This window comes from Sinorhizobium garamanticum (genome assembly GCF_029892065.1).
GTDB classification, from domain to species: domain Bacteria; phylum Pseudomonadota; class Alphaproteobacteria; order Rhizobiales; family Rhizobiaceae; genus Sinorhizobium; species Sinorhizobium garamanticum.
The window spans coordinates 2989525-3009271 of record NZ_CP120373.1 but is presented as its reverse complement, the minus strand read 5'-3'; the positions used below and the strand labels follow the sequence as shown (position 1 = coordinate 3009271).

General features: G+C 64.0%; 19 protein-coding genes. 9 read left to right on the top strand and 10 right to left on the bottom strand.

What is annotated here, in order from left to right; genetic code table 11:
- Positions 1–113: 113 nt before the first annotated feature.
- The 5 genes from PZN02_RS14060 to PZN02_RS14040 all read left to right on the top strand — a co-directional run bounded on the left by PZN02_RS14060 (position 114) and on the right by PZN02_RS14040 (position 4687).
- Positions 114–2402 carry a tetratricopeptide repeat protein gene (locus PZN02_RS14060; protein WP_425336245.1) on the top strand — a complete coding sequence of 763 codons (2289 nt, stop codon included), beginning with the start codon at positions 114–116 and terminating at the stop codon, positions 2400–2402.
- Positions 2403–2537, top strand: coding sequence for a hypothetical protein (locus tag PZN02_RS14055; protein WP_280658584.1), 135 nt, complete (start codon positions 2403–2405; stop codon positions 2535–2537).
- A 147-nt stretch (positions 2538–2684) separates the two neighbouring features.
- Complete coding sequence (locus PZN02_RS14050) at positions 2685–2891, top strand: hypothetical protein (RefSeq protein ID WP_280658583.1); 207 nt, start codon at positions 2685–2687, stop codon at positions 2889–2891.
- Positions 2892–3249: 358 nt separating this feature from the next.
- Complete coding sequence (locus tag PZN02_RS14045; protein WP_280658582.1) at positions 3250–3513, top strand: hypothetical protein; 264 nt, start codon at positions 3250–3252, stop codon at positions 3511–3513.
- Between the two features lie 34 nt (positions 3514–3547).
- The gene (locus PZN02_RS14040; protein WP_280658581.1) at positions 3548–4687 is read left to right on the top strand and encodes a M14 family metallopeptidase; all 1140 of its coding nucleotides are present in this window, start codon (positions 3548–3550) and stop codon (positions 4685–4687) included.
- A gap of 349 nt (positions 4688–5036) precedes the next feature.
- On the opposite strand, the gene PZN02_RS14035 is transcribed toward PZN02_RS14040, so the two are convergent.
- Complete coding sequence (locus PZN02_RS14035) at positions 5037–6206, bottom strand: aldose epimerase family protein (protein WP_280658580.1); 1170 nt, start codon at positions 6204–6206, stop codon at positions 5037–5039.
- A 156-nt stretch (positions 6207–6362) separates the two neighbouring features.
- Between PZN02_RS14035 and PZN02_RS14030 the strand changes: the two genes are divergently transcribed.
- Positions 6363–7154, top strand: coding sequence for a phosphotransferase enzyme family protein (locus tag PZN02_RS14030; RefSeq protein ID WP_280658579.1), 792 nt, complete (start codon positions 6363–6365; stop codon positions 7152–7154).
- A gap of 416 nt (positions 7155–7570) precedes the next feature.
- On the opposite strand, the gene PZN02_RS14025 is transcribed toward PZN02_RS14030, so the two are convergent.
- The 7 genes from PZN02_RS14025 to PZN02_RS13995 all read right to left on the bottom strand — a co-directional run bounded on the left by PZN02_RS14025 (position 7571) and on the right by PZN02_RS13995 (position 14022).
- Positions 7571–8815 (bottom strand): sensor histidine kinase, encoded by a 1245-nt coding sequence (locus PZN02_RS14025; RefSeq protein ID WP_280658578.1) that lies wholly within the window; start codon positions 8813–8815, stop codon positions 7571–7573.
- A 179-nt stretch (positions 8816–8994) separates the two neighbouring features.
- The gene (locus tag PZN02_RS14020) at positions 8995–9693 is read right to left on the bottom strand and encodes a response regulator (RefSeq protein ID WP_280658577.1); all 699 of its coding nucleotides are present in this window, start codon (positions 9691–9693) and stop codon (positions 8995–8997) included.
- Positions 9694–9836: 143 nt separating this feature from the next.
- Positions 9837–10385, bottom strand: a complete 549-nt coding sequence (locus tag PZN02_RS14015; RefSeq protein WP_280658576.1) for a Spy/CpxP family protein refolding chaperone — start codon at positions 10383–10385, stop codon at positions 9837–9839.
- A 138-nt stretch (positions 10386–10523) separates the two neighbouring features.
- Positions 10524–11405 carry an NAD(P)/FAD-dependent oxidoreductase gene (locus PZN02_RS14010; RefSeq protein ID WP_280658575.1) on the bottom strand — a complete coding sequence of 294 codons (882 nt, stop codon included), beginning with the start codon at positions 11403–11405 and terminating at the stop codon, positions 10524–10526.
- The gene (locus tag PZN02_RS14005; RefSeq protein ID WP_280658574.1) at positions 11405–11851 is read right to left on the bottom strand and encodes an Rrf2 family transcriptional regulator; all 447 of its coding nucleotides are present in this window, start codon (positions 11849–11851) and stop codon (positions 11405–11407) included. Before PZN02_RS14005 ends, PZN02_RS14010 begins: the two co-directional genes overlap by 1 nt.
- 376 nt (positions 11852–12227) lie before the next feature.
- On the bottom strand, positions 12228–12665 hold the full coding sequence (locus PZN02_RS14000; protein ID WP_280658573.1) for a VOC family protein: 438 nt from the start codon (positions 12663–12665) through the stop codon (positions 12228–12230).
- 454 nt (positions 12666–13119) lie between these two features.
- Complete coding sequence (locus PZN02_RS13995; RefSeq protein WP_280658572.1) at positions 13120–14022, bottom strand: LysR family transcriptional regulator; 903 nt, start codon at positions 14020–14022, stop codon at positions 13120–13122.
- 132 nt (positions 14023–14154) lie between these two features.
- Between PZN02_RS13995 and PZN02_RS13990 the strand changes: the two genes are divergently transcribed.
- Positions 14155–15606, top strand: a complete 1452-nt coding sequence (locus PZN02_RS13990; protein WP_280658571.1) for an MFS transporter — start codon at positions 14155–14157, stop codon at positions 15604–15606.
- Between the two features lie 338 nt (positions 15607–15944).
- Here the strand turns inward: PZN02_RS13990 and PZN02_RS13985 are convergent, their stop codons facing one another.
- Entirely contained in the window at positions 15945–17375 is a 1431-nt protein-coding gene (locus tag PZN02_RS13985; RefSeq protein WP_280658570.1) for an aminotransferase-like domain-containing protein, read from the bottom strand.
- Between the two features lie 138 nt (positions 17376–17513).
- Here PZN02_RS13985 and PZN02_RS13980 point away from each other — a divergent pair, with 138 nt between their 5' ends.
- Together PZN02_RS13980 and PZN02_RS13975 are read left to right on the top strand one after the other, a co-directional pair.
- Positions 17514–18377: a DMT family transporter gene (locus PZN02_RS13980; RefSeq protein WP_280658569.1), complete on the top strand. Its 864-nt coding sequence runs from the start codon at positions 17514–17516 to the stop codon at positions 18375–18377.
- Between the two features lie 42 nt (positions 18378–18419).
- Positions 18420–19049 carry an FMN-binding negative transcriptional regulator gene (locus tag PZN02_RS13975; protein ID WP_280658568.1) on the top strand — a complete coding sequence of 210 codons (630 nt, stop codon included), beginning with the start codon at positions 18420–18422 and terminating at the stop codon, positions 19047–19049.
- A 233-nt stretch (positions 19050–19282) separates the two neighbouring features.
- Here the strand turns inward: PZN02_RS13975 and PZN02_RS13970 are convergent, their stop codons facing one another.
- Complete coding sequence (locus PZN02_RS13970) at positions 19283–19429, bottom strand: hypothetical protein (RefSeq protein WP_280658567.1); 147 nt, start codon at positions 19427–19429, stop codon at positions 19283–19285.
- Positions 19430–19747: the final 318 nt, after the last annotated feature.

Here is a 19747-nt window from a genome sequence, read left to right as displayed (position 1 = left end):
CCACGGTGGCGGCTTTAGTGCGGGTGGAGTCCATGGATGTTACGCACGCCTTTGGTCACCCTGCCTGGTGCCGCGCGACCTTTTGGCTTGGACGGTGGCTACGGAGCCTCCGATTGTCTTTACGCATTCGCGTAACAGCAATTCTTTGGACGGCCCTTTCGCTTTGTCTCTTGCTTTTCGCCGGGTCTGCGGCTGCGGCGGAAGAGACTGCGGCATCCGTCGCTGACCCGCTGGTCGCACCCCATGACGGATTCGTCGACGAGGAGACGTGTACGTCCTGCCATGCCGAACAGGCCGCCGCATTCGCCAAGTCGCACCACGCCAAGGCAATGGCCCTTGCCGATGACAAATCGGTGCGCGCCGATTTCAACAACGCCCGGTTCGAGCGCGGTGGCGTTGCGGCAGAGTTCTTCCGCCGCGACGGTCGCTTCTTCATTCGCACGGAAGGAGTTGACGGCAGGCAAGCGGATTTCGAAGTAAAATATACTTTCGCCTACGAACCCCTGCAGCAATATCTAGTCGACATCGGCCACGGGCGGCTGCAGGCTTTCGATGTTGCCTGGGACACCCATAGGCAGGAATGGTTCTGGCTGGGCGAAGGCAGCAAGGCGCGGCCAGGATCCACATATCATTGGACGGGTCCCTTCTACCGCTGGAACCGCACCTGCATCGACTGCCATTCCACCGACCCTCAAGTCAATTTCGAACCGGACACGAACGGATATAAGTCGTCCTACGTCGCGACCAGCATTGGCTGCCAGTCCTGCCACGGCGGCGGTGCGAAGCACGTCGAATGGACCGAAGCGAAGTCGAGAGGCTCCCCGATGGCCACGATGCCCGGTCTCGGCTTGGCGACGGTCAACCAGGACACCTGTTTTGCCTGTCATTCGCGGCGGACCAAGCTTCTCCATGGATATAAACCCGGCAGCACTTACCTCGATCATTTCTCTCCAGCCCTGATGCGCCCGGACCTGTATTTTCCGGACGGACAGATCCTCGACGAGGTGTTTGAATATGGCTCCTTCCAGCAGAGCAAGATGTCGAGGGCGGGTGTCGTCTGCGGCGACTGCCACCGGCCACACGAAGGCTCCCTGCGCGTCGAGGGAAACGCCTTGTGCACACAATGCCATGCGGAGGCCGGGCCGGACAGGTTCAAGGCTTTCGACCCACGAGGCGCGTTCGACATCATCACCCATACACGGCATCCCGCCGGATCGGCGGGCGCACAATGCGTGAACTGCCACATGCCTGAGCGCACATACATGAAGGTTGATCGGCGTCGCGACCATTCCTTTGTCATCCCCCGCCCCGACCTCTCGGAAGCATACGGTATCCCGAACGCATGCACCTCCTGCCACGAAGGCGAGACTAATGCCTGGGCAGCGAAAAGAATGGATGAGTGGTACGGCACAGCCTGGCGAAAGCGTCGGACGGTTGCCCATGCGTTCGCTGCTGCAGCGAAGAACGAGCCGAACTCCATTGAGGCGTTGCGCGCGTTTCTGGAAGATCGTGAACTGCCCGCCTACGTTCGAGCAAGTGCGGTCGCCGAAATGGCAAGGGTCGGCGGCGCGGCGGCCGCGGCGGATGTCAAGGCGGCGGCAGAAGATCACGCCCCGATCGTCAGGCTGGGGGCCGCGGAGGCCGCCGCCAGCCTGCCCCCCGACCTGAGGATGACAGCAATCGATACTCTCCTTAAGGACAAGACTCGGGCGGTCCGCGTCGCCGCAGTCGCTGCACTTGGCGAAGCTCAATCCGAACTGCTCGGCGAAGCACGCCGCGCGTTCGGCGCCGCGGCCGATGACCTCAAGGCATATGCCGACGCAAATGCGGACGTTGCCGAAGCACAGGCCAGATATGGGCTGTTCCTCGCCAGCCGGGGGGACATGGACGAAGCCGAGAGAACGCTGCTACGGGCCGTGGCCCTCGATCCGACGCTTGTGGGTTCCCGCATCAACCTTGCGGAATTCTACCGCTTTGCCGGCCAGAACGGGAAATCGGAACATGCCTACAGTTCAGCCGTCGAAGCCATGCCTGACAGCGCCGAGTTACGCTACGGCCACGCACTCGCCCTCGTGCGCCTGAAGACGATACCGGACGCTGTCACGGAACTTGAAGCGGCGGTGACGCTTGAGCCGGGCAACACGCGGTATAGAACCACTCTTGCGATCGCTCTCGATTCGATCGGTCGAACCGAGGAGGCGTTCTCACTGCTAGCACATGCCATTGATAGGCAAGTGCGAGACGCTGACCTCTTTGGAGCTGCTATCCAATTCGGCCTGAAGCTCGGTCGCTACGAGCAGACCCTGAGCTACGCTGAGGAACTTGCAAGATTGCAGCCCGACAATCCAGCGATCGCGGATTTGTTGATCGCGCTTCGTAGCCAAGCGGGACACGGCAAGTAGATGGGCGAAACCCGTCCTCTACCGACTGCCTCCGGCATCACCATCGCGCGCATCCGCGCCGGCCAGCCCGCCAGGGACTTAAGACCTGCCCCGGTCTTCGAAGGGCTCGCAAAGGCCGGCCTCGAGGAAGGCTGAGAGATCCTCGGCGTGGCCACCGACGGTCTGGATCGTCAACGGGCCATTTTGCAACTTTTCGGAACTTTTCGGCAGCGACTTCAGGACCGTAGCGCTAGGTTGGCCGAGACTGCTCCTCATCACGCAGCGCGGATGAGGAGACAGAAGATGATCGCGACCTTGACGATCCTTTCCCTCGACCAGGGCAACATCTATACCCCGCCGCCCGAGCCTGTTGATGAAGCCACGGAGATCGAAGGTCCGGTGAATACGCCGGCGGCGGAACCGCTGTGTGTCTCCTTGAGAAGCAGGATCACGGCGCAATTTCAAATTCTTGCGGCGGCTTTCTCACATCTTGGAAGACGTAGCGCGTAGCGGCACAGCGTCGCGCGTCTTTTCAGACGCACAAAGAATGCTCCATGATTTCGAATCTTGAGTGATACCGGCCGGCGCCGCGAGTATCGTATGCTTCCACAATCGACCCTTTCGAGACTTCATCCTACTGCATGTTGCCTTTAATCGTAGCCGATTAAAGGACAAAAACATGCAACAATTCAAAGTGCTACAGCGTCCTTTGCGCGTCTGATAAGACGCGCGGCGCTGTAGTCCACCGAGCGGCGGCTTTCGAGTGTGTTCCCGCCGTTCATCCCAGTGCCGGGCCGCGGCGTTGCAGCGCACTTCGGGAGGAGCTAAAATCGCGGCAGGCTGCATAGTATGCCGAGGAGCACCTGATATGGCGGGGCGCGCGACGGTCCGCTGGCTGGTTCGCCTCACTCCAGTCGCGGGTCGCACAGTCAACGATCTCCTGAAGGTTCCATTGAGCCTCGATGTCTGGGAACGGGAAGCTGACGCCGTCGTGGCGGCTGCCTCCGAACAGACGATTGTCGAGCTCGAGCGCCGACGAATAGCTGGCGTCGAGCGCCTTCGCCCGATCACCGCCGTGGAAAGTGCCGCATCCAGCTCCGATCGCTCCGATGGGAAACCGGAAGGTTCCTGATCGGGCTGGCTTTAAAAAGCGAAGGAATGGTCGCATGAGCCTCATCGCCAGGGTCACGTCTCCGGGACCGCAGAAGCCACTTGGGGACGTTCTTCGGGTGCCGCTGGGCATCGACGTTTGGGAGGTCAAGCCGGATCACCTGATCCTTCGTGGAACCGAGGCTCAGTTGGACCGCCTGTCCCGCATGGGCTACAGCGTTGAGCAGCTCGAAGATGTGGCGCGGCACCTGTCCACCTTCGCCGCGACCGAGGCGGCAGAGCAGTATCATTCGGCAGCCAGCCTGGAGGAGGAGCTGCGACAGCTCGCCGAAGCGAAGCCGGACATCGCCCAGCTGATCGAGATCGGTCGAAGCATCGAGGGCCGACCCATCCTCGCCTTGCGGATCGGGGACCGTCGCGGTGGTGTTCCCAAAATTCTCTTCATGGGCTGCCACCACGCGCGCGAGTGGATCGCGGTGGAAGTGCCCTTCCTGCTCGCCAAGGAACTCGTGGAGCGGGCTGACGAGGCGCCGATCGCAGGCTGGCTTACGAGCGGAGAAGTCTGGGTCGCCCCGATGGTCAACCCGGACGGCCACGAACATAGCCGGGCGGAAGAGCGCCTTTGGCGCAAGAATCGCCGGAGGAACGACGACGGCTCATTCGGCGTCGACCCGAACCGCAACTATGGCTACATGTGGGGCATTCTCGACGTGCCCACCTCCAGCCAAGTGCCGAGCGACGAGACCTACGTCGGCCCGCGCGCTTTTTCTGAGCCGGAGACGCAGGCGGTCCGCGATCTTGTAGGCTGCGAACGCTTCGCCGGCGTGATCACCTATCACAGCTACTCTCAGCTGATACTCTACCCCTGGGGTTACACGGACAAGCCCATACCGGACGCTCAGCATCGGGAGCAGATGGTGGGGATGGCTCAGGAGATGCAAACCCTGATCCAGGGCGTGCACGGAAAGGTCTATGTCCCGCAGCAGTCTTCCGCGCTCTACCCAACCGCGGGCGACACAACGGATTGGACCTACGGAACCTACGGCATTCCGTCCTTCACGGTCGAACTCAGGCCGCGCACCTTCCAGGAAGGCGGTTTCATCCTGCCGCCGGACCAGATCCTGCCGACCTGGGAAGAGAACCGTCCGGCTGCATTCCGGTTCGTCGAACAGCTGCTGGCGGTACCTGTCGCATAGGGGGCGGAGAGCGGAGGACGACCGGTCCCATCAACCTCGGTACCGCCTCGCAAGCAGGAGGCGTTCGCTCGCACTGCGCTGCAGGACAGAGCGCCAGCACAAAGCAGCTAAGGCTCCGGAACCGTTGTTTGCCCCCACGTTGACGACGCCCGGAATTCCGGCTTCGCCTCGGTCGAAACGCTCGTCATCCACGATCTCCGATGGGTGACCCATCCGTTCAGCGACTACTGCATGTTCCCTTAAGTCGTAACCGACTTAAGGGTAAAAACATGCAGCGATTCAAAGTGCTACAGCGTCCTTTGCGCGTCTGATAAGACGCGCGGCGCTGTAGGAAGGGACGCACCTCCAGCTAAGACGCATCGGTGGAGAACTTATGTATCGTTGTCGACTTCAGCGTCTCGCCCGGTTTCAGCACCGTCGTTGGAAAGGACGACTTGTTCGGCGAATCCGGGAAGTGCTGCGTCTCGAGGCAGAAGCCATCGGTCTGGCGGTATTGCTGACCGGTCGGGCCAATAAGCGTCGAATCGAGGAAGTTGCCGCTGTAGAACTGGACGCCAGGCTCAGTGGTCGAGATCTCCATGATCCGGCCAGAGCGCGGCTCGTAGACACGCGCGGCGAGTGAAAGCCCACTACCCGATCGGTTCAGCGCATAGTTGTGATCGTATCCGCGGCCATAGACCATCTGTGGGTCGTTCGAGCGGATACGTGCGCCGATTGGCATGCCTTGGCGGAAGTCGAACGGCGTGCCGGTCACGGAGGCGAGCTCCCCGGTCGGGATCAAGGTCGCATCGACCGGCGTGTAGCGATCGGCGTTGATCGTGAGGATGTGATCGCCGATCCCGCCCGCGCCGTCGCCGGCGAGATTGAAGTAGGAGTGACTGGTGAGATTGACTACGGTCGGTTTGTCCGTCGTCGCCTCGTAGTCGATGCGCAGCTCGTTGTCGTTGGTGAGAGTGTAGACGACCCGGACCGTGAGCGTGCCGGGATAGCCTTCCTCGCCATCCTTGCTCGTGTAGCTGAGCCGCGCTGCGGCCCCGCTCACGTTGGTCAGCGGCTCGACTGCCCAGACGGCCTTGTCGAAGCCTTTGTTGCCGCCATGCAGGCTATTCGGCCCATTATTGGCGGCGAGCTGGTACTGTGTGCCGTCGAGCGTGAACTTCGCGCCGCCGATGCGATTGCCGTAGCGCCCGATCAAGGCGCCGAAATATGGGTTCTTGGATTCGTAGTCGGCGAGTTCCTTGAAGCCGAGCACGATGTTGTCGAGCTTGCTCCAGCGGTCGGGCACGTTGATTGCCGTGATGATGCCGCCATAGGCGATGAACTTGACGGACGCACCCTTGTCGTTGGTGAGCGTGTAGAGATCGACTGCTTTGCCGTCCTGCGTTTTTCCGAAAGGGGTCTTGTCCACAGAGCCGGCTCCGGCGCTTGTTCCCGTCAGCAGCACCGACATGCCGAGCACGGCCGCGCCGAGCACAGATCTATGCCACGTACGCGATATGTTGGGATCGACATACGTCATGGTTTCCTCCCTCGATCCGGGCAAAAAACAATTCTAAACTCATCGGGCTATCAAGGTAAGCGCGTCTTGGTAGAGGCTGTACAACAGCGTCGGTGCTTGAAGGGCGTATGCAGCAAGCGCCCTTCCCCTCACCCGCACGGCTGCTATCATTCGCCCATGACGAAAGAAGCCGATTCCACGCCACTTGCCGGCGGCGAGAGAACCGCTGTCAGCCGGCGAGGTTGCGTGGTCATCCGGGAGACCGGCCCCTGGGCTCGTTCCGTCCATGCTCTGCTGCGCCATCTTGAGGATGCCGGCTTCGCGGGCGCGCCCCGGGTTGTCGGAGACGGCTTTGACGAGCAAGGCCGTGAAGTCCTCACCTATATCGAAGGCGATGTCATCAACCCCGCACCCTGGTCGGACGAGGCCATTCATGCATTGGGCAACCTCATGCGCCGGCTGCACGACGCAACGGCATCCTTCCGGCCTCCGGCAGATGCGCTCTGGCGGCCCTGGTTTGGCCGAGCGGTCGGCAGCCCAGATATCATCGGGCACTGCGATGCTGCCCCCTGGAACGTGGTTTCGAGAGCCGGCAAGCCGGTCGCGCTGATCGACTGGGAGGCGGCAGGCCCTGTCGACCGACTGACCGAGATCGCCATGGCAGCCTGGAGCAACGTCCAGCTCTACGATGACGACGTCGCCGAGATCAACGGCTTGCCCGATGCCGGGCGTCGCATGCGCCAGGTGCGCATCTTCGCGGACGGCTACGGCCTACCGACCGACGCGCGCCATCGGCTCGGCTACCGGATCATCGAATTTGCCGCTCAAAGTGCTGCGAACGAGGTGGTCGAGCAGCAGATCACGCCCGGGACCGAAATCGCGCCGCGCGTCTGGGGCATCGCCTGGCAGACCCGCAGCGTCGCCTGGCTGATCCGCAACCGTGATGCCTTGGAGAAGGCGTTGCGGTGAGTCAGGCGATGACGCCGCCGGTTTCGCCGCCGAGAAACGGTGCCTGCTACAAGGGCATCGTCCGCAGGTAGGCGCAAAAACACTTGCAGCGCCGCGCGTCTTTTGAGACGCCACGCTACACGACAGTGGCGTAATGCGCCTCCTCGGTTGCCGTGCGGCAAGGCTCTCCTCGACCCTCATTCCTGTGCTTGTCACAGGAATCCAGCCAGCCCAAGTCCTTGGGCTGAAAAGACTTTTCCGCGCCACAGACGCGGCGCTGCTGGATCCCTGTGACAAGCACAGGGATGAGGGCAAAAAAAGCATCCGCCCAACCCAATTACATTGCTGTCGTGTACTGTGTTGAGACGCGCAAAGGTCGCTGTAGCACTTTGAATAGCTGCATGATTTTGTCCTTAAATCGATTCCGATTTAAGGAATCATGCACGCACCGGAAGCGTCACGACGAAGCAGGCGCCGCCGTCCGACGGAGTTTCGTAACGGACCGCGCCGCCGTGGCGCTCGGCGATCTGGCGCACCAGCGCCAGCCCCAGGCCCCAGCCGCCCGTCGCCTCGCTGCGCCCCGAGGGCCGGTAGAACGGCTCGAAAACGCGGGCGCTCTCGCTATCCGGTATGCCCGGCCCGTGGTCGCGGACCCTGAGTTCCACCATGCCGCCTGCCTGCGCGACAGTGGCTGTGAAAGGTGGGCCGCCATGGCGTAGCGCGTTCTGCATGAGATTGCGCACGAGCCTGCCGATGAGGCGCGTATCGCCTGTAACCGTCGCGGGCGTGCCGGAGACCTCGACGCCGTTGCGCGCGCCTTCTTCCGAGACCAGGGCCAGGAGGTCGACGGACTCGGGCGCATCGAGCTTCTCGACATGGTCGAGCCTGCTCGCCAGCAGGATCTCCTCGACCAGCGTGTCCAGTTCGGCGAGGTTGCGGACGATCTCCTCCTTGCGGCTCTCGTCCGGCGCCTGCTCATAGAGGTCGATCGCCATGCGCAGGCGCGCAAGCGGCGAGCGCAGTTCGTGGCTGGCATTGGCGAGCAGAGCGCGGTGTGACTTGATCAGCCGCTCGACATGATCGGCGGCCTTGTTGAAGCTCTTCGCCACCGCCGCGACCTCGTCGCTGCCGTCCTCCGGCACGCGCGCCACGAAATCGCCCCTGCCCCAGGCATCCACGCCCCCGCGCAGCCGCTCCAGCCGGCGCGTGAGATGACGCACGACGGGATAGGCGGCGAGCCCGATGACGCCGGCGATCAACGCCAGATAGGCGAGCGGATTGCGGCCGGCCGGACGGAAGGGCCGCTCCATGCGCGCGGCCACTGCACGACCGTCGGGTAGCTCGGTCACCATGGTGTGAAACCTGCCTTCACCGTGGTGCCAGGGCCGCTCGACGATGTCGGGCGGCAGCGGCCGACCGGCGCTCGCGATCAGCTTGCCGCCCGGGTCGTAGACCGCTATGTCAGCGTCGAAGGCCCGTGAAAACCGCTCCAGCGTCGCCTCGACCGACGGCCGGTCCATATCGGGCGGAATCAGCGCGGTGACAAACCGCGCGCGTTGGCTCTGCCAACTGGACTCCTCCTCGCCCTGTCCCAGCCACACGAAGGCCGCGCTGGCGACAGCGACCGCGGCAAGGCTCGCCAGCAGCGTCAGGTAGATTTTCAGGAACAGCCGGCTACGCATCGCTCTAGGTCTCTGTTTTTACGTCGTTGTCCCAAAACCGCTGCACACTTTCGGCCGACATGCACCTTTGATTCTACGCATGTCATTGCCCCAAAACCGCTGCACCTTTTGGGCGACATGCATCTTTGCTTTTACGCATGTCGTTGTCCCAAAACCGCTGCGCACTTTTGGGCGACATGCTATCTCTCGTCGTCCTGGAAGCGGGCGAAAACATAGCCGGCGCCGCGCACGGTGATGATGCGCTTCGGGTGCTTGGGATCGCTCTCGATGGCCGCCCTGATGCGCGAGATGTGGACGTCGATGGAACGGTCGAAGGCTTCCAGCTCCTCGCCCTTGACCATGTCCATCAACTGCTCGCGCGACAGCGTGCGGCCGGCATTTTCGGCGAGCGCCACGAGCAGGTCGAACTGGTAGCTGGTCAGCGCGCATTCGCGGCCGTCGATCCTGACCGCGCGGGATCCCGGATCGATCTCCAGCCGCCCGAAGCGAAAGGTCCGCGAAACCGCCGCGCTGCCGTTGCGGCGGCGCAGGATCGCCTTTAGCCGCGCCAGCAGTTCGCGCGGATTGAAGGGCTTCGGCAGATAGTCGTCGGCACCGAGCTCCAGCCCGACGATGCGGTCTGTCTCTTCGCCCTTGGCCGTGAGCATCAGGATCGGCACGTCTGAGACGGCGCGCATGCGCCGGCAGGTCTCGAAGCCGTCGAAGTCAGGAAGCATGACGTCCAGGATCACGGCGTCCGGCCCATGACGGCCGAGGTCAGCGAGGCCCGCCGTGGCCGTCGCGGCGGTGTGGACGGTGTAGCCGTTTCCGGAGAGATAGTCGGCAAGCATGGCGGAGAGGCGCGTATCGTCGTCAACGATCAAGACCCGTTCCGCCATTTCTTGCGCTCCGTTTCAGTCGCCTACAGCGCCGCCGGTCCTATCAGACGCGCAAAGGTCGCTGCAGCACTTTGAATTGCTGCATGTTCTTATCCTTAAATCGGATAGAGGAAACATGCAGTAGCCAACTCGCCAGCCGAGTCTTACCACCGGCCGTGGCCCCTGCGCTCCTTCAAATGCTCGACGAGCTTGGCGCGCTGCTCCGGCGTCAGCACTTCCGCAGCGTCGAGGAGCGCGGTCGTCATCTTGCGCGAGGCCTCGTCGATGGCCGCGATGCGCTCACTGCGCAGTTTCTCGGCGGCGGCGCGGTCGATGGTCGACGCGCCGAGGAGTTCGATAACCTCCTCACGCGTCTCGCGGAAGTCCCGGAAAGTCGGCCTGATCTCAGAGCGCGCCTTGTCGATGATGTCCCAAAGCCTGTCTTCCTGCTCGGGCGTCGCGTTGAGCTCGTCGAGCACGGAGCCGATCCGGTGTTCCATAAAGCCGCCTCCCATATGCGCGTGCATCATGTGGCCGCCCATACCGAAACGACCCATGCCGAAGCCGAAATCATCGCTGCGCGCGGCTGCATAACCGATCCCGCCGACAACCGCGACGGCTGCGAGACCGCCGATCGCGGCGCGCCGACTCCAGCCACTCGAAGCGGGTCCGCTGGCCGTGTGGCTCGACAGGTTCTTGTCCTCATTTTCCATAGTCATTCTCCCTTCACTCCGCAGCGCCTGCTGCAATGGAGGGAAAGCTAACAGGGCAACGTTTCGAGCGTTCTCGGAGAATGTAAAGAAATGTAAAGCCGCGACGGCTCCGTCGCGGGAAGCGCAGGGTCGTACGCGTCAGAAGACCAGAGACCGATGCAGCTGCGCGCCCGCCCATGCACCGTCGGCCACGGCGAGCGAGACCGAATGGGGTGTACGCGCCACGTCGCCGCAGGCGAATGCGCCGGGAACCGTGGTTTCCTTCGTGGTGTCGGTGCGGATCTGCGTGCCGAACGGCGTCTCATCGATATCGCAGCCGAGCGTCCCGGCGATCGGCGTCGCAGGGGCGTTGCGCGGAGCGGTGAAGAGCCCGGCAAAAGAGTAAGCCCGCCCGTCGGCGAGAAGCACATCGGCATGGCCGTCGATCCTCCTCACCGGCGTCTCCTCGATCGTCACGCCCCGTGAGTTGAGGTCGGCGCGGGCAGCGTCGTCGAGCGTCAGCGCGCCATTGGTGAAAAAGGTCACCTCGCCCCATTCGGGAATGAGCTGCGCTTGATGCACCGACATCGGCCCCGTCGCGATCACCCCGATCCGCCCCCGTTCCAGTTCGTAACCGTGGCAATAGGGGCAGTGGAAAATGCTCCTCCCCCAGCGTTCCGCCATCCCGTCGATCTCAGGCAGCTGATCGGTCACGCCGACGGCAAAAAGCAGCCGCCGCCCCTCGTGCCGGGCGCCATCCGTAGTCGTGACGGCAAAGGCGTCCTTGACCCCGCCGGCGGCTTCCGCGCGGCCGTCGACCCATGTCAGCGTCGGATAGGCCATGAGCTGCGCCCGCGCGCTCCCGGCAATTTCGGCGGGGTCCGCGCCGTCCTGTCCGAGAAACCCGTGGGAATGGCTGGCAAAACGGTTACGCCTGAGCCCCGCGTCGATCACCATGACGGTGCGACGGGCACGGATAAGCTGGAGGGCGGCGGCCATTCCGGCGTAGCTGCCGCCGACGACGATCACATCATTCTGCATCACTTATTCCTTTTAATGCGCCGCTCTGCGTGCCGACGGGCGAAGTCGGCGGCAAGATCGGCCAGGGTGACATGGGCAAAACGCTCGAGCAGAAGCGCCTCGGCGTCTGCGAAGGCGGCGTCGAGCGCGGCGTTCACCGATTGCTCGACGAGGCAATCCGGCGTTTCGTTCCGGTTGCCGATGGCAAAGATGGCCGGTTCCCCCAACACCTCGTGCAACTGGCGCAGGGTGACGGTGCCGAGGTCGGCGGTGATGGTCCACCCCCCGGCATGCCCGCGCGCGGAGGCTACGAGACCCGCCTGTCGCAGAAGCCCCATCGTGCGGCGCACGACGACGGGATTGGTGTTCATGCATTGCGCCAGCGCTTCCGAAGTCATGGAGCCGTTGTGCTCGGCCATGTGGAGGAGCGCATGGAGGACTGAGGAGAGGCGGCTATCGCGTTTCATGTAACTTCAATTATTACGAATCGTTGCAGATTGCAAGTCGCAACGGAGTCTCCCGCGCCATGATTGACGTCCATTCGGTGCTTGAGGCGTGGCGGCGGAGATGCCCATCGGGCGCGAAGCACTTGCCTTGTCGACCCCGTGGAGTCTCTCGCACCGCCGACGCGGTGCGGCTCGATTCCTGTGACGAGCACGGGAATGAAGGAATTCTTGGTTATGGTCGCGTCAGATCGAGCCCGTCGACCAGATCGAGCCCGCCGAAGGAACGGTCGGCCGATGGCGGTAGAGCTTGCGCTTAGAGTGCGTTTGAGAACGTCAGGGGCTGATACGTCGGAGCAGAAGACCGCCCATGCGACATGGATCGTGGCTTCTATTGCGCTCAGCTGAGTTCTTGGGCGAGTCCGATGAGAAGCCCTTCAGGCCCACGGATGTAGCAGAGCCGATACGCGTCCTTATACTGCACTACTTCGCCTACGAGCTGCGCGCCGCGCCTGCGGAGCCTTTCAAGCGTCGCGTCGATGTCGTCCACGGCGAACATGACGCGGAGGTAGCCCAGGGCGTTGACCGGGGCGCTCCGGTGATCCGCGACGACAGGCGGCGTAAGGAAGCAGGAGAGCTCGAGCCGGCTGTGGCCGTCCGGTGTGCGCATCATGGCAATCTCAACACGCTGATCGCCCAGTCCAGTGACACGTCCGGCCCATTCTCCTTCGATCGTGGCCTGCCCCTCGAGCTCGAGGCCGAGTTCGCGAAAGAAATCAATCGCCCCTCCGAGGTCTTCGACGACGATTCCTACGTTATCCATCCGCTTGAGCGCCATGTTTCCAATCTCCAAGGTGTCGTTCCAATCTACGAGGTGTCGCCTACTGCATGTCTCCTTAAATCGACCTCGATTTAAAGAAGACAGGCAGCAATTCAAAGTGCCACAGCGTCCTTTGCTCGGGAGATAAGACGCGCGGCGCTGTAGTCTAACAACGGACGCTTGAGGTGCCCCAACACCGGCGGCCATCCGGACACGATTGGCTGCTGTCCACATCAGAAGCTTGAATAATGGACCGCCTCAAACCGCCACCCCGTTTTCAAACGGTCTCTTAAGAGCGCCGAGAACCGCGGGTGCGGCGGCGAAGTGAGCTGAGCGGCCCGCCCCATTCGCCCTCATTCCTGTGCTCGTCACAAGAATGAGGGCGCCCAGGTCCTTGGGCGCAGGAGACTCCTGTCCGGTTGACCTTAAGCCTTAACTGACGTGACGAGCACGCACGCCCCTCGCCCGCCGATCAACCCGCCCGCTGCCTCGCACAAACCTCACGCACGCATCCGCGCAGCCAGCGGTGGGCCGGGTCGGCATCGAGGCGCGGGTGCCAGAGCATCGACACCGTGATTTCCCGCGTGAAAACCGGGAGCGGAAAGCTGTGCATTCCGGCCCTGAGCGCCCCGGTGTGTCGCTCGGGAACGCTGGCGATCAGGTCGGAGGCGCGGGCGAGCGCCAGGGCGGCAGCAAAGCCGCCGACGATCGTAACGATTTCGCGTTCGAGCCCGAGCGCCTCCAGCGCCTCGTCAAGCGGCCCCTTGTCGAGCCCGCGACGCGAAACGAGGACGTGCCGGCCGGCCGCGTAACGGGCGGGCGTCACCTCGCCCTCACAAAGCGGGTGCCCCATGCGCACGACTCCCACGAACCTGTCCCGGAAGAGCGCCTGTGTGCGCACCTCCGGACTGGTCGCCTCCCCGACGACGCCGGTTTCGAGGTCGACGGTCGCCTCGCGCAGCGGCCCGCTGCCTCGGTCCGGCTTCGGCACGAAGCAGAGCCGCACGCCGGGCGCCTCCTCGCCGACGCGGGAAATGAGGTCCGGCCCGAAATTCTCCACGAAGCCATCGCTCGTCCTGAGAATGAAGGTCCGCTTTAGCCGTTTGAGATCGAGCCTTTCCTGCGGTCTCAGCACCGCTTCCGCCTCCTCGACCAGCTGGCCGACGCGCGCGCTGAGTTCGAGTGCGCGCGGTGTCGGCACCAGGCCGCGCCCGGCCCGCACCAGCAGCGGATCGCCCGTCGCCGCGCGCAGCCGCGCCAGCGCCCGGCTCATCGCCGATGGGCTGAGCCGCAGCCGTTTGGCCGCGCGGGCAACGCTGCCTTCCGAAAGCAGCACATCAAGGGTGGCAAGCAGATTGAGGTCGGGTTTCGACATGGCGCCACTATAGCGGATGGCGACATGGCGTCAAACGCACGAATGAAGTGCAAACGGTGCGCGTTCCGCCATGCCTTGCAAGTGGCTACCCTTCAGCCGGCCGTTCGAAAGCCGGAAAAGGAGCTCATGCCGATGACATCAACGACGCGACCAACGGAGGCGATCGCCGAAGGGAGCGAACCCACGCCCTCCTTTCGCTGGGCGCTCGCCGCCCTTTCCCTCTCCATGCTGCTCTCTTCGCTTGGCACCAGCATCGCCAATGTCGGCCTGCCGGCGCTGACGGAGGCGTTCGACGCCTCCTTTCAGCAGGTGCAATGGGTCGTGCTCGCCTATCTTCTCGCCATCACCACCCTCATCGTCAGCGTCGGGCGGCTCGGCGACATGGTCGGCCGGCGCCGTCTGCTCATCTCCGGCATCGCCGTCTTCACCGTTGCTTCCGTGCTCTGCGGCGTCGCGCCGACGCTCTCGATGCTGATCGCGGCACGGGCGGCGCAGGGCCTTGGCGCGGCGATCATGATGGCGCTTGCGATGGCGATGGTCGGCGAGACGGTCCCGAAGGCACGGACCGGCAGCGCCATGGGGATCCTCGGAACGACATCGGCGATCGGCACCGCCCTCGGTCCCTCGCTCGGCGGCGTCCTGATCGCCGGCCTCGGCTGGCGGGCGATCTTCCTCGCCGGCGTGCCGCTCGGCCTCGCGGCATTCTTCCTCGCGTTCCGCACCCTGCCCGTTGACCGCGAGGCCCCCAAGGATCGGGCGGGTTTCGACACGATCGGCACATTGCTGCTGGCGCTGACGCTCGCCGCTTACGCGCTCGCCATGACGATCGGCCGCAGCAGTTTTGGTCCGCTCAACCTGAGCCTGCTGCTGGCGGCAGTCTTCGCCGGTGGCCTCTTCGTGTTTGCAGAGGCGCGGACCGCCTCGCCCCTGCTCCGCCTCGCGATGTTCCGCGATCCGGTGCTTTCCGCCGGCCTCGCCATGAGCGCACTCGTTTCGACGGTGATGATGGCGACGCTGGTGGTCGGGCCGTTCTATCTCTCGCGTGGGCTCGGCCTCGACGCCGCCCTCGTTGGCCTCGCCATGTCCGCCGGCCCGCTCGTCGCGGCCCTCGCAGGCGTCCCCGCCGGCCGCCTTGTCGACCGGCTCGGCGCGCAGCCGATAACCGTCGCGGGGCTTACCGCGATCGCCGCCGGCGCGTTTCTCCTCTCGCTGTTCCCGGCAGGCTTCGGCGTCGCCGGCTACATCGCGCCGATCGTCGCGGTCACCGCCGGCTACGCCCTGTTCCAGGCGGCCAACAACACCGCCGTGATGAAGGATGTGGGGCCTGGCGAGCGCGGCATCATTTCCGGCATGCTCAACCTTTCCCGCAATCTCGGCCTCGTCACCGGCGCATCCTTCATGGGGGCGGTGTTCGCGCTTGCGTCCGGCGTAAGCGAGATCACCGCGGCAACCCCCGAGGCCGTCGCCGCCGGCATGCGCATCACCTTCGCCGTCGCCGCAGTCCTGATCGTCGCCGCACTCGTCATCGCGGTGGCCAGCCGCGCTTTCGTGGGCCGTGCTTCGATTGCGGGTGACGTAACGTGAAGTCGCTCGGACGGACGCTCTTACGCTCCTTGGTGGTGCGACCGGCAACGCGCTCTCATCAAGTCAGTTGGGCAGGCGCACGGCAGCCCTCCCTCATTCCTGTGCTCGTCACAGGAATCCAGCCACGGCGCGTCCGCGCCGTGAATGACGTGGCCTCCAGTTTCGAGACGAACGAGATGTGGGTCGGGCGTCCTGCGGGGTAACCCGCGATCATTCGCGCCATCGATTCCGAGGAGCCTCCCGCGCCGCGGACGCGGCGCTGCTGGATTCCTGTGACGAGCACAGGAATGAGGTGGGTGGGTGGCCGTTCACAACTCACCCAACTCACGCGCGTGTGCTCATGCCCGCACCGAAACGCCCGGCGAAGTCCGCCTGTCGATCGCTCTCCCCAGCGTCTCAAACACCCGATCGTCCAGGCATTGCGAAACGTTGAACCGCATGAACGCCTCAGCCGACTGGGAAAGGCTGAAGGCATTGCCAGGCGCCAGCACCACATCGTCTGTCAGGGCCTCCCGGGCAATGTCGGCGGCGTCGAGCCCCCCGGGCAAGCGGCACCAGAGAAACATGCCGGACTGCGGCTCCAGCCAGGGCTCGATGCCGAGCTTTTTCAGCCTGGGACCGGTCTCGGCCATTGCCCGGGCCAATCGCGCGCGGAGCGCCTCCATGTGCTTGCGATAGCCGCCGTCCCTCAGCACATTGTAGATGAGCTCGGCCGAAAGGCGTCCGCCGGCGAAGGAGGTGGCGATCCTGAGGTCCGCCAGTCCCTCGATCCATTCCGGGCGCGCCGCAATGAAGCCGCAACGCGCCGAGGCCGACAGCGTCTTCGAGAAGCTGCCGATGTGGACGACGCGGCTGAGGCCGTCAAAGGCCGCCAGCCTGGGCGCGGGCGTAAGCTCGAAATCGGCAAAGATGTCATCCTCGACGATGGTGAGGTCGAACTGGTCCGCGAGCTTCAGGACCCGGTGGGCAACAACGGGAGAGAGAACGGCACCGGTCGGATTATGGATGGCCGAATTGGTGATGTAGAGGCGCGGCCGGTGCTCCGCCACCACCCTGGCGAAGGCCTCGATGTCCGGCCCCGTCGGCGTATAGGGCACGCTGACGATCTTGGCGCGGTGGGCGCGCAGCAGCGCGTGGAAGTTGAAGTAGCACGGGTCGTCGACAAGCACCGTGTCGCCGGTTTCGAGGAAGAAGCGGCAGAGGAGGTCGATCGCCTGGGTGCCCGACTCCGCCAGCATGATGCAGTCGGGCGAGGCCTCGATGCCGCGCTCCATCATGCGCCGCGCAAGCAGCTGGCGGAGCGGCGGAAAACCGAGCGGCGTCCCGTAGTCGGTGAGAGCGGCATCTTCCGCCCGCGAAAGGCCGCGCAGCCCTTTGCGCAGCGCCGCCCCTGGCATCCATGAAGGCGGGAGCCAGCCGCAGCCGGGCTTGAGCGTCGCGTCGCCGCTCTCGAGAGATTGCCGGGAAATCCATAGCGGGTCGACGGCGCGGTCGAGCCGGGGTCCGATCTCCGCCAATGCCAGAGGCACAACTTGCCCGGAAACGTAAAAGCCGGAGCCCGGTCTCGACGCAATCACCCCTTCGGCGACCAAGCGCTCATAGGCGTCCACTACGGTCGAGGTCGACACCTGCATGGTCGTCGCGAAAGCGCGGACCGACGGCAGCTTGCTCCCTGGCGTCAGGCTGCGGTTGGCAATGCGCTGCCGGATCGCGTTCATCACTGCCGCCACACGTGTGCCGCCACCCTCCGCTGTCGCTGCGATACCCATCTGTACTGCTCCATGATGCATAACAGTTTTGTCGAACTGTACTGGATTGTCTCTGGCGACGCCAGAGCGCTCCGCGTTCAAATGAACATGCAGAGAATACTCTGGCGACTTCGGCGGATACCGCAAAAAGGATGGACCATGGACAAGACGACGAGCGGATGGATCAACGGCTTTCTCGGCGTGCTGATCTTCAGCGGCTCGCTGCCCGCGACCAGGGCCGCCGTGCTCGATTTCGATCCGGTGTTCCTGACCGTCGCCCGGGCTGGCAACGCGGGCCTGCTCGCTCTGTGCCTTCTTCTTGCCTTCAGGGAGAAGCGGCCCACCGCTGACCAGCTCCTCTCCCTGGCGGTCGTCTCCCTGGGCGTCGTCGTCGGGTTTCCCCTGCTGACCGCGTTCGCGCTTCAACACGTGACGTCAGCGCACTCGATTGTCTTCATCGGGATGCTGCCGCTTGCGACGGCGGCTTTCGGCGTGCTTCGCGGCGGCGAGCGCCCTCGTCCCGCCTTCTGGATGTTTTCCGTCGCGGGAAGCCTGCTGGTGGTCGGCTTTGCGCTCGCGCAGGGCCTCTCGGCCTCGCCCGTCGGCGACGCCCTGATGCTCGCGGCAATCGTCGCTTGCGGGCTCGGCTATGCCGAGGGGGCAAGGCTGTCGCGCACCCTTGGCGGCTGGCAGGTGATCTCCTGGGCGCTCGTCCTGTCGCTGCCCGTCATGCTCGCGATCGCGCTCGCCCTGATGCCTCCGTCATTCGCTAAGGTCGGCGCATCGGGGTGGGTTGGTCTCGCCTATGTTTCCTTGTTCAGCATGTTGATCGGCTTCATCTTCTGGTATCGGGGACTGGCGCAGGGCGGCATCGCGGCCGTCGGGCAATTGCAGCTGCTGCAGCCGTTTTTCGGACTGGCCTTGGCTGCGACATTGCTCGATGAAGAGGTGAGCCTCACGATGCTCGCAGTGACGGTCGGGGTCATCCTCTGCGTCGCCGGCGCACGGAAGTTCGCGAAATGACCATGCTTGACGACACAGGTCCGAACACAGGAACAAAGCTCAATGTACACACCGCCAGCCTTTAGAGAAGATGATCGCGCCGCACTCCACGCGATGATGCGCGAGGCGCGGCTTTGCCACTTCGTGACGGCCACCTCGGACGGCCTGATCGCGACGCCGTTGCCATTGTTCCTCGATCCCGACGAAGGCGAGCATGGGACACTCCACGGCCATCTCGCCAAGGCCAATCCGCAATGGAAGAGCGCGCCGATCGGCGACGCCATGGCAATCTTCATGGGACCGGATGCCTACATCACGCCCTCCTGGTACGCGTCGAAACGCGAGCACGGCAAGGTCGTCCCCACCTGGAACTATGCGGCGGTGCACGCCTATGGACCGGTGGAGTTCTACGACGATACCGCGCGCCTGCTCGAGGTCGTCACGCGTCTGACCGATCTTCACGAACACGAGCGGCCGGAGCGGTGGGCGGTCACCGATGCGCCCGAGGCATTCGTTCAAGCACAGCTCAAGGGCATCGTCGGGCTCCGGATACCGATCACCCGGATCGAGGGCAAACGGAAGATGAGCCAGAACCGCCCCGCGGCGGACAGGGCGGGCGTCGCCGAGGGACTGGCGGACAGTGGGCGCATTTCGGACCGGATCGTGGCGGGGCTGATCCCTGGGGGCAAATAGGCGGCGCATAATCTTCCGCCGGGGGCACGCATTCCGTTGCGTCTCGTCCGGTGTTATGTTGTGGAATGACCCGCGATGCAGCCATAGCGAGAGCAGAGGCCTACTTGCCGCCGGAAACATCGTCGGCTACCGGTGCCCATAGGTCGGTTCGACAGCGCCGTGCCTTTTTTCAGGCGCACGAAGATCGCTGTTTTTTCCGACAGCCGTTCCCGGTCGGAAGATTTCTTTCGCGATCAAGGCACGCGCATCTGAGGATTGGTTGATGCGGTGGTCTCATTCGATACGCCCGTCGTCGGCTGCAGCCACTCGACCGCAGCTATGGCGAGGCCGAGAGCAATCGCCGGTGCGGCGAGCGCTGCCAGAAACGTGAATCTCTTCATTGCCGGCATCCCGGAAAGGCTTGGCGCAATAGGATACGCAGTGGTTGGGGCGGAAGTCCTCACTCTTTCGCTACTGCATGATTCCTCAAATCGGATTCGATTTTAGGGCAAGATCATGCAGCGATTCAAAAGTGCTACAGCGACCTTTGCGCGTCTCAAAAGACGCGCGGCGCAATAGAAGTTTAGGGCACTTATCCACCCGAGGTATCAGACCTAAGTCCGATGGGGCATGCCAAAGGTCTTAGGCCCATTGCCTGGTGTTTCTCCGGATGCATAGTGCGGCACGTAAACGCCTGCGGAATCAACGGCTAGCCCCCG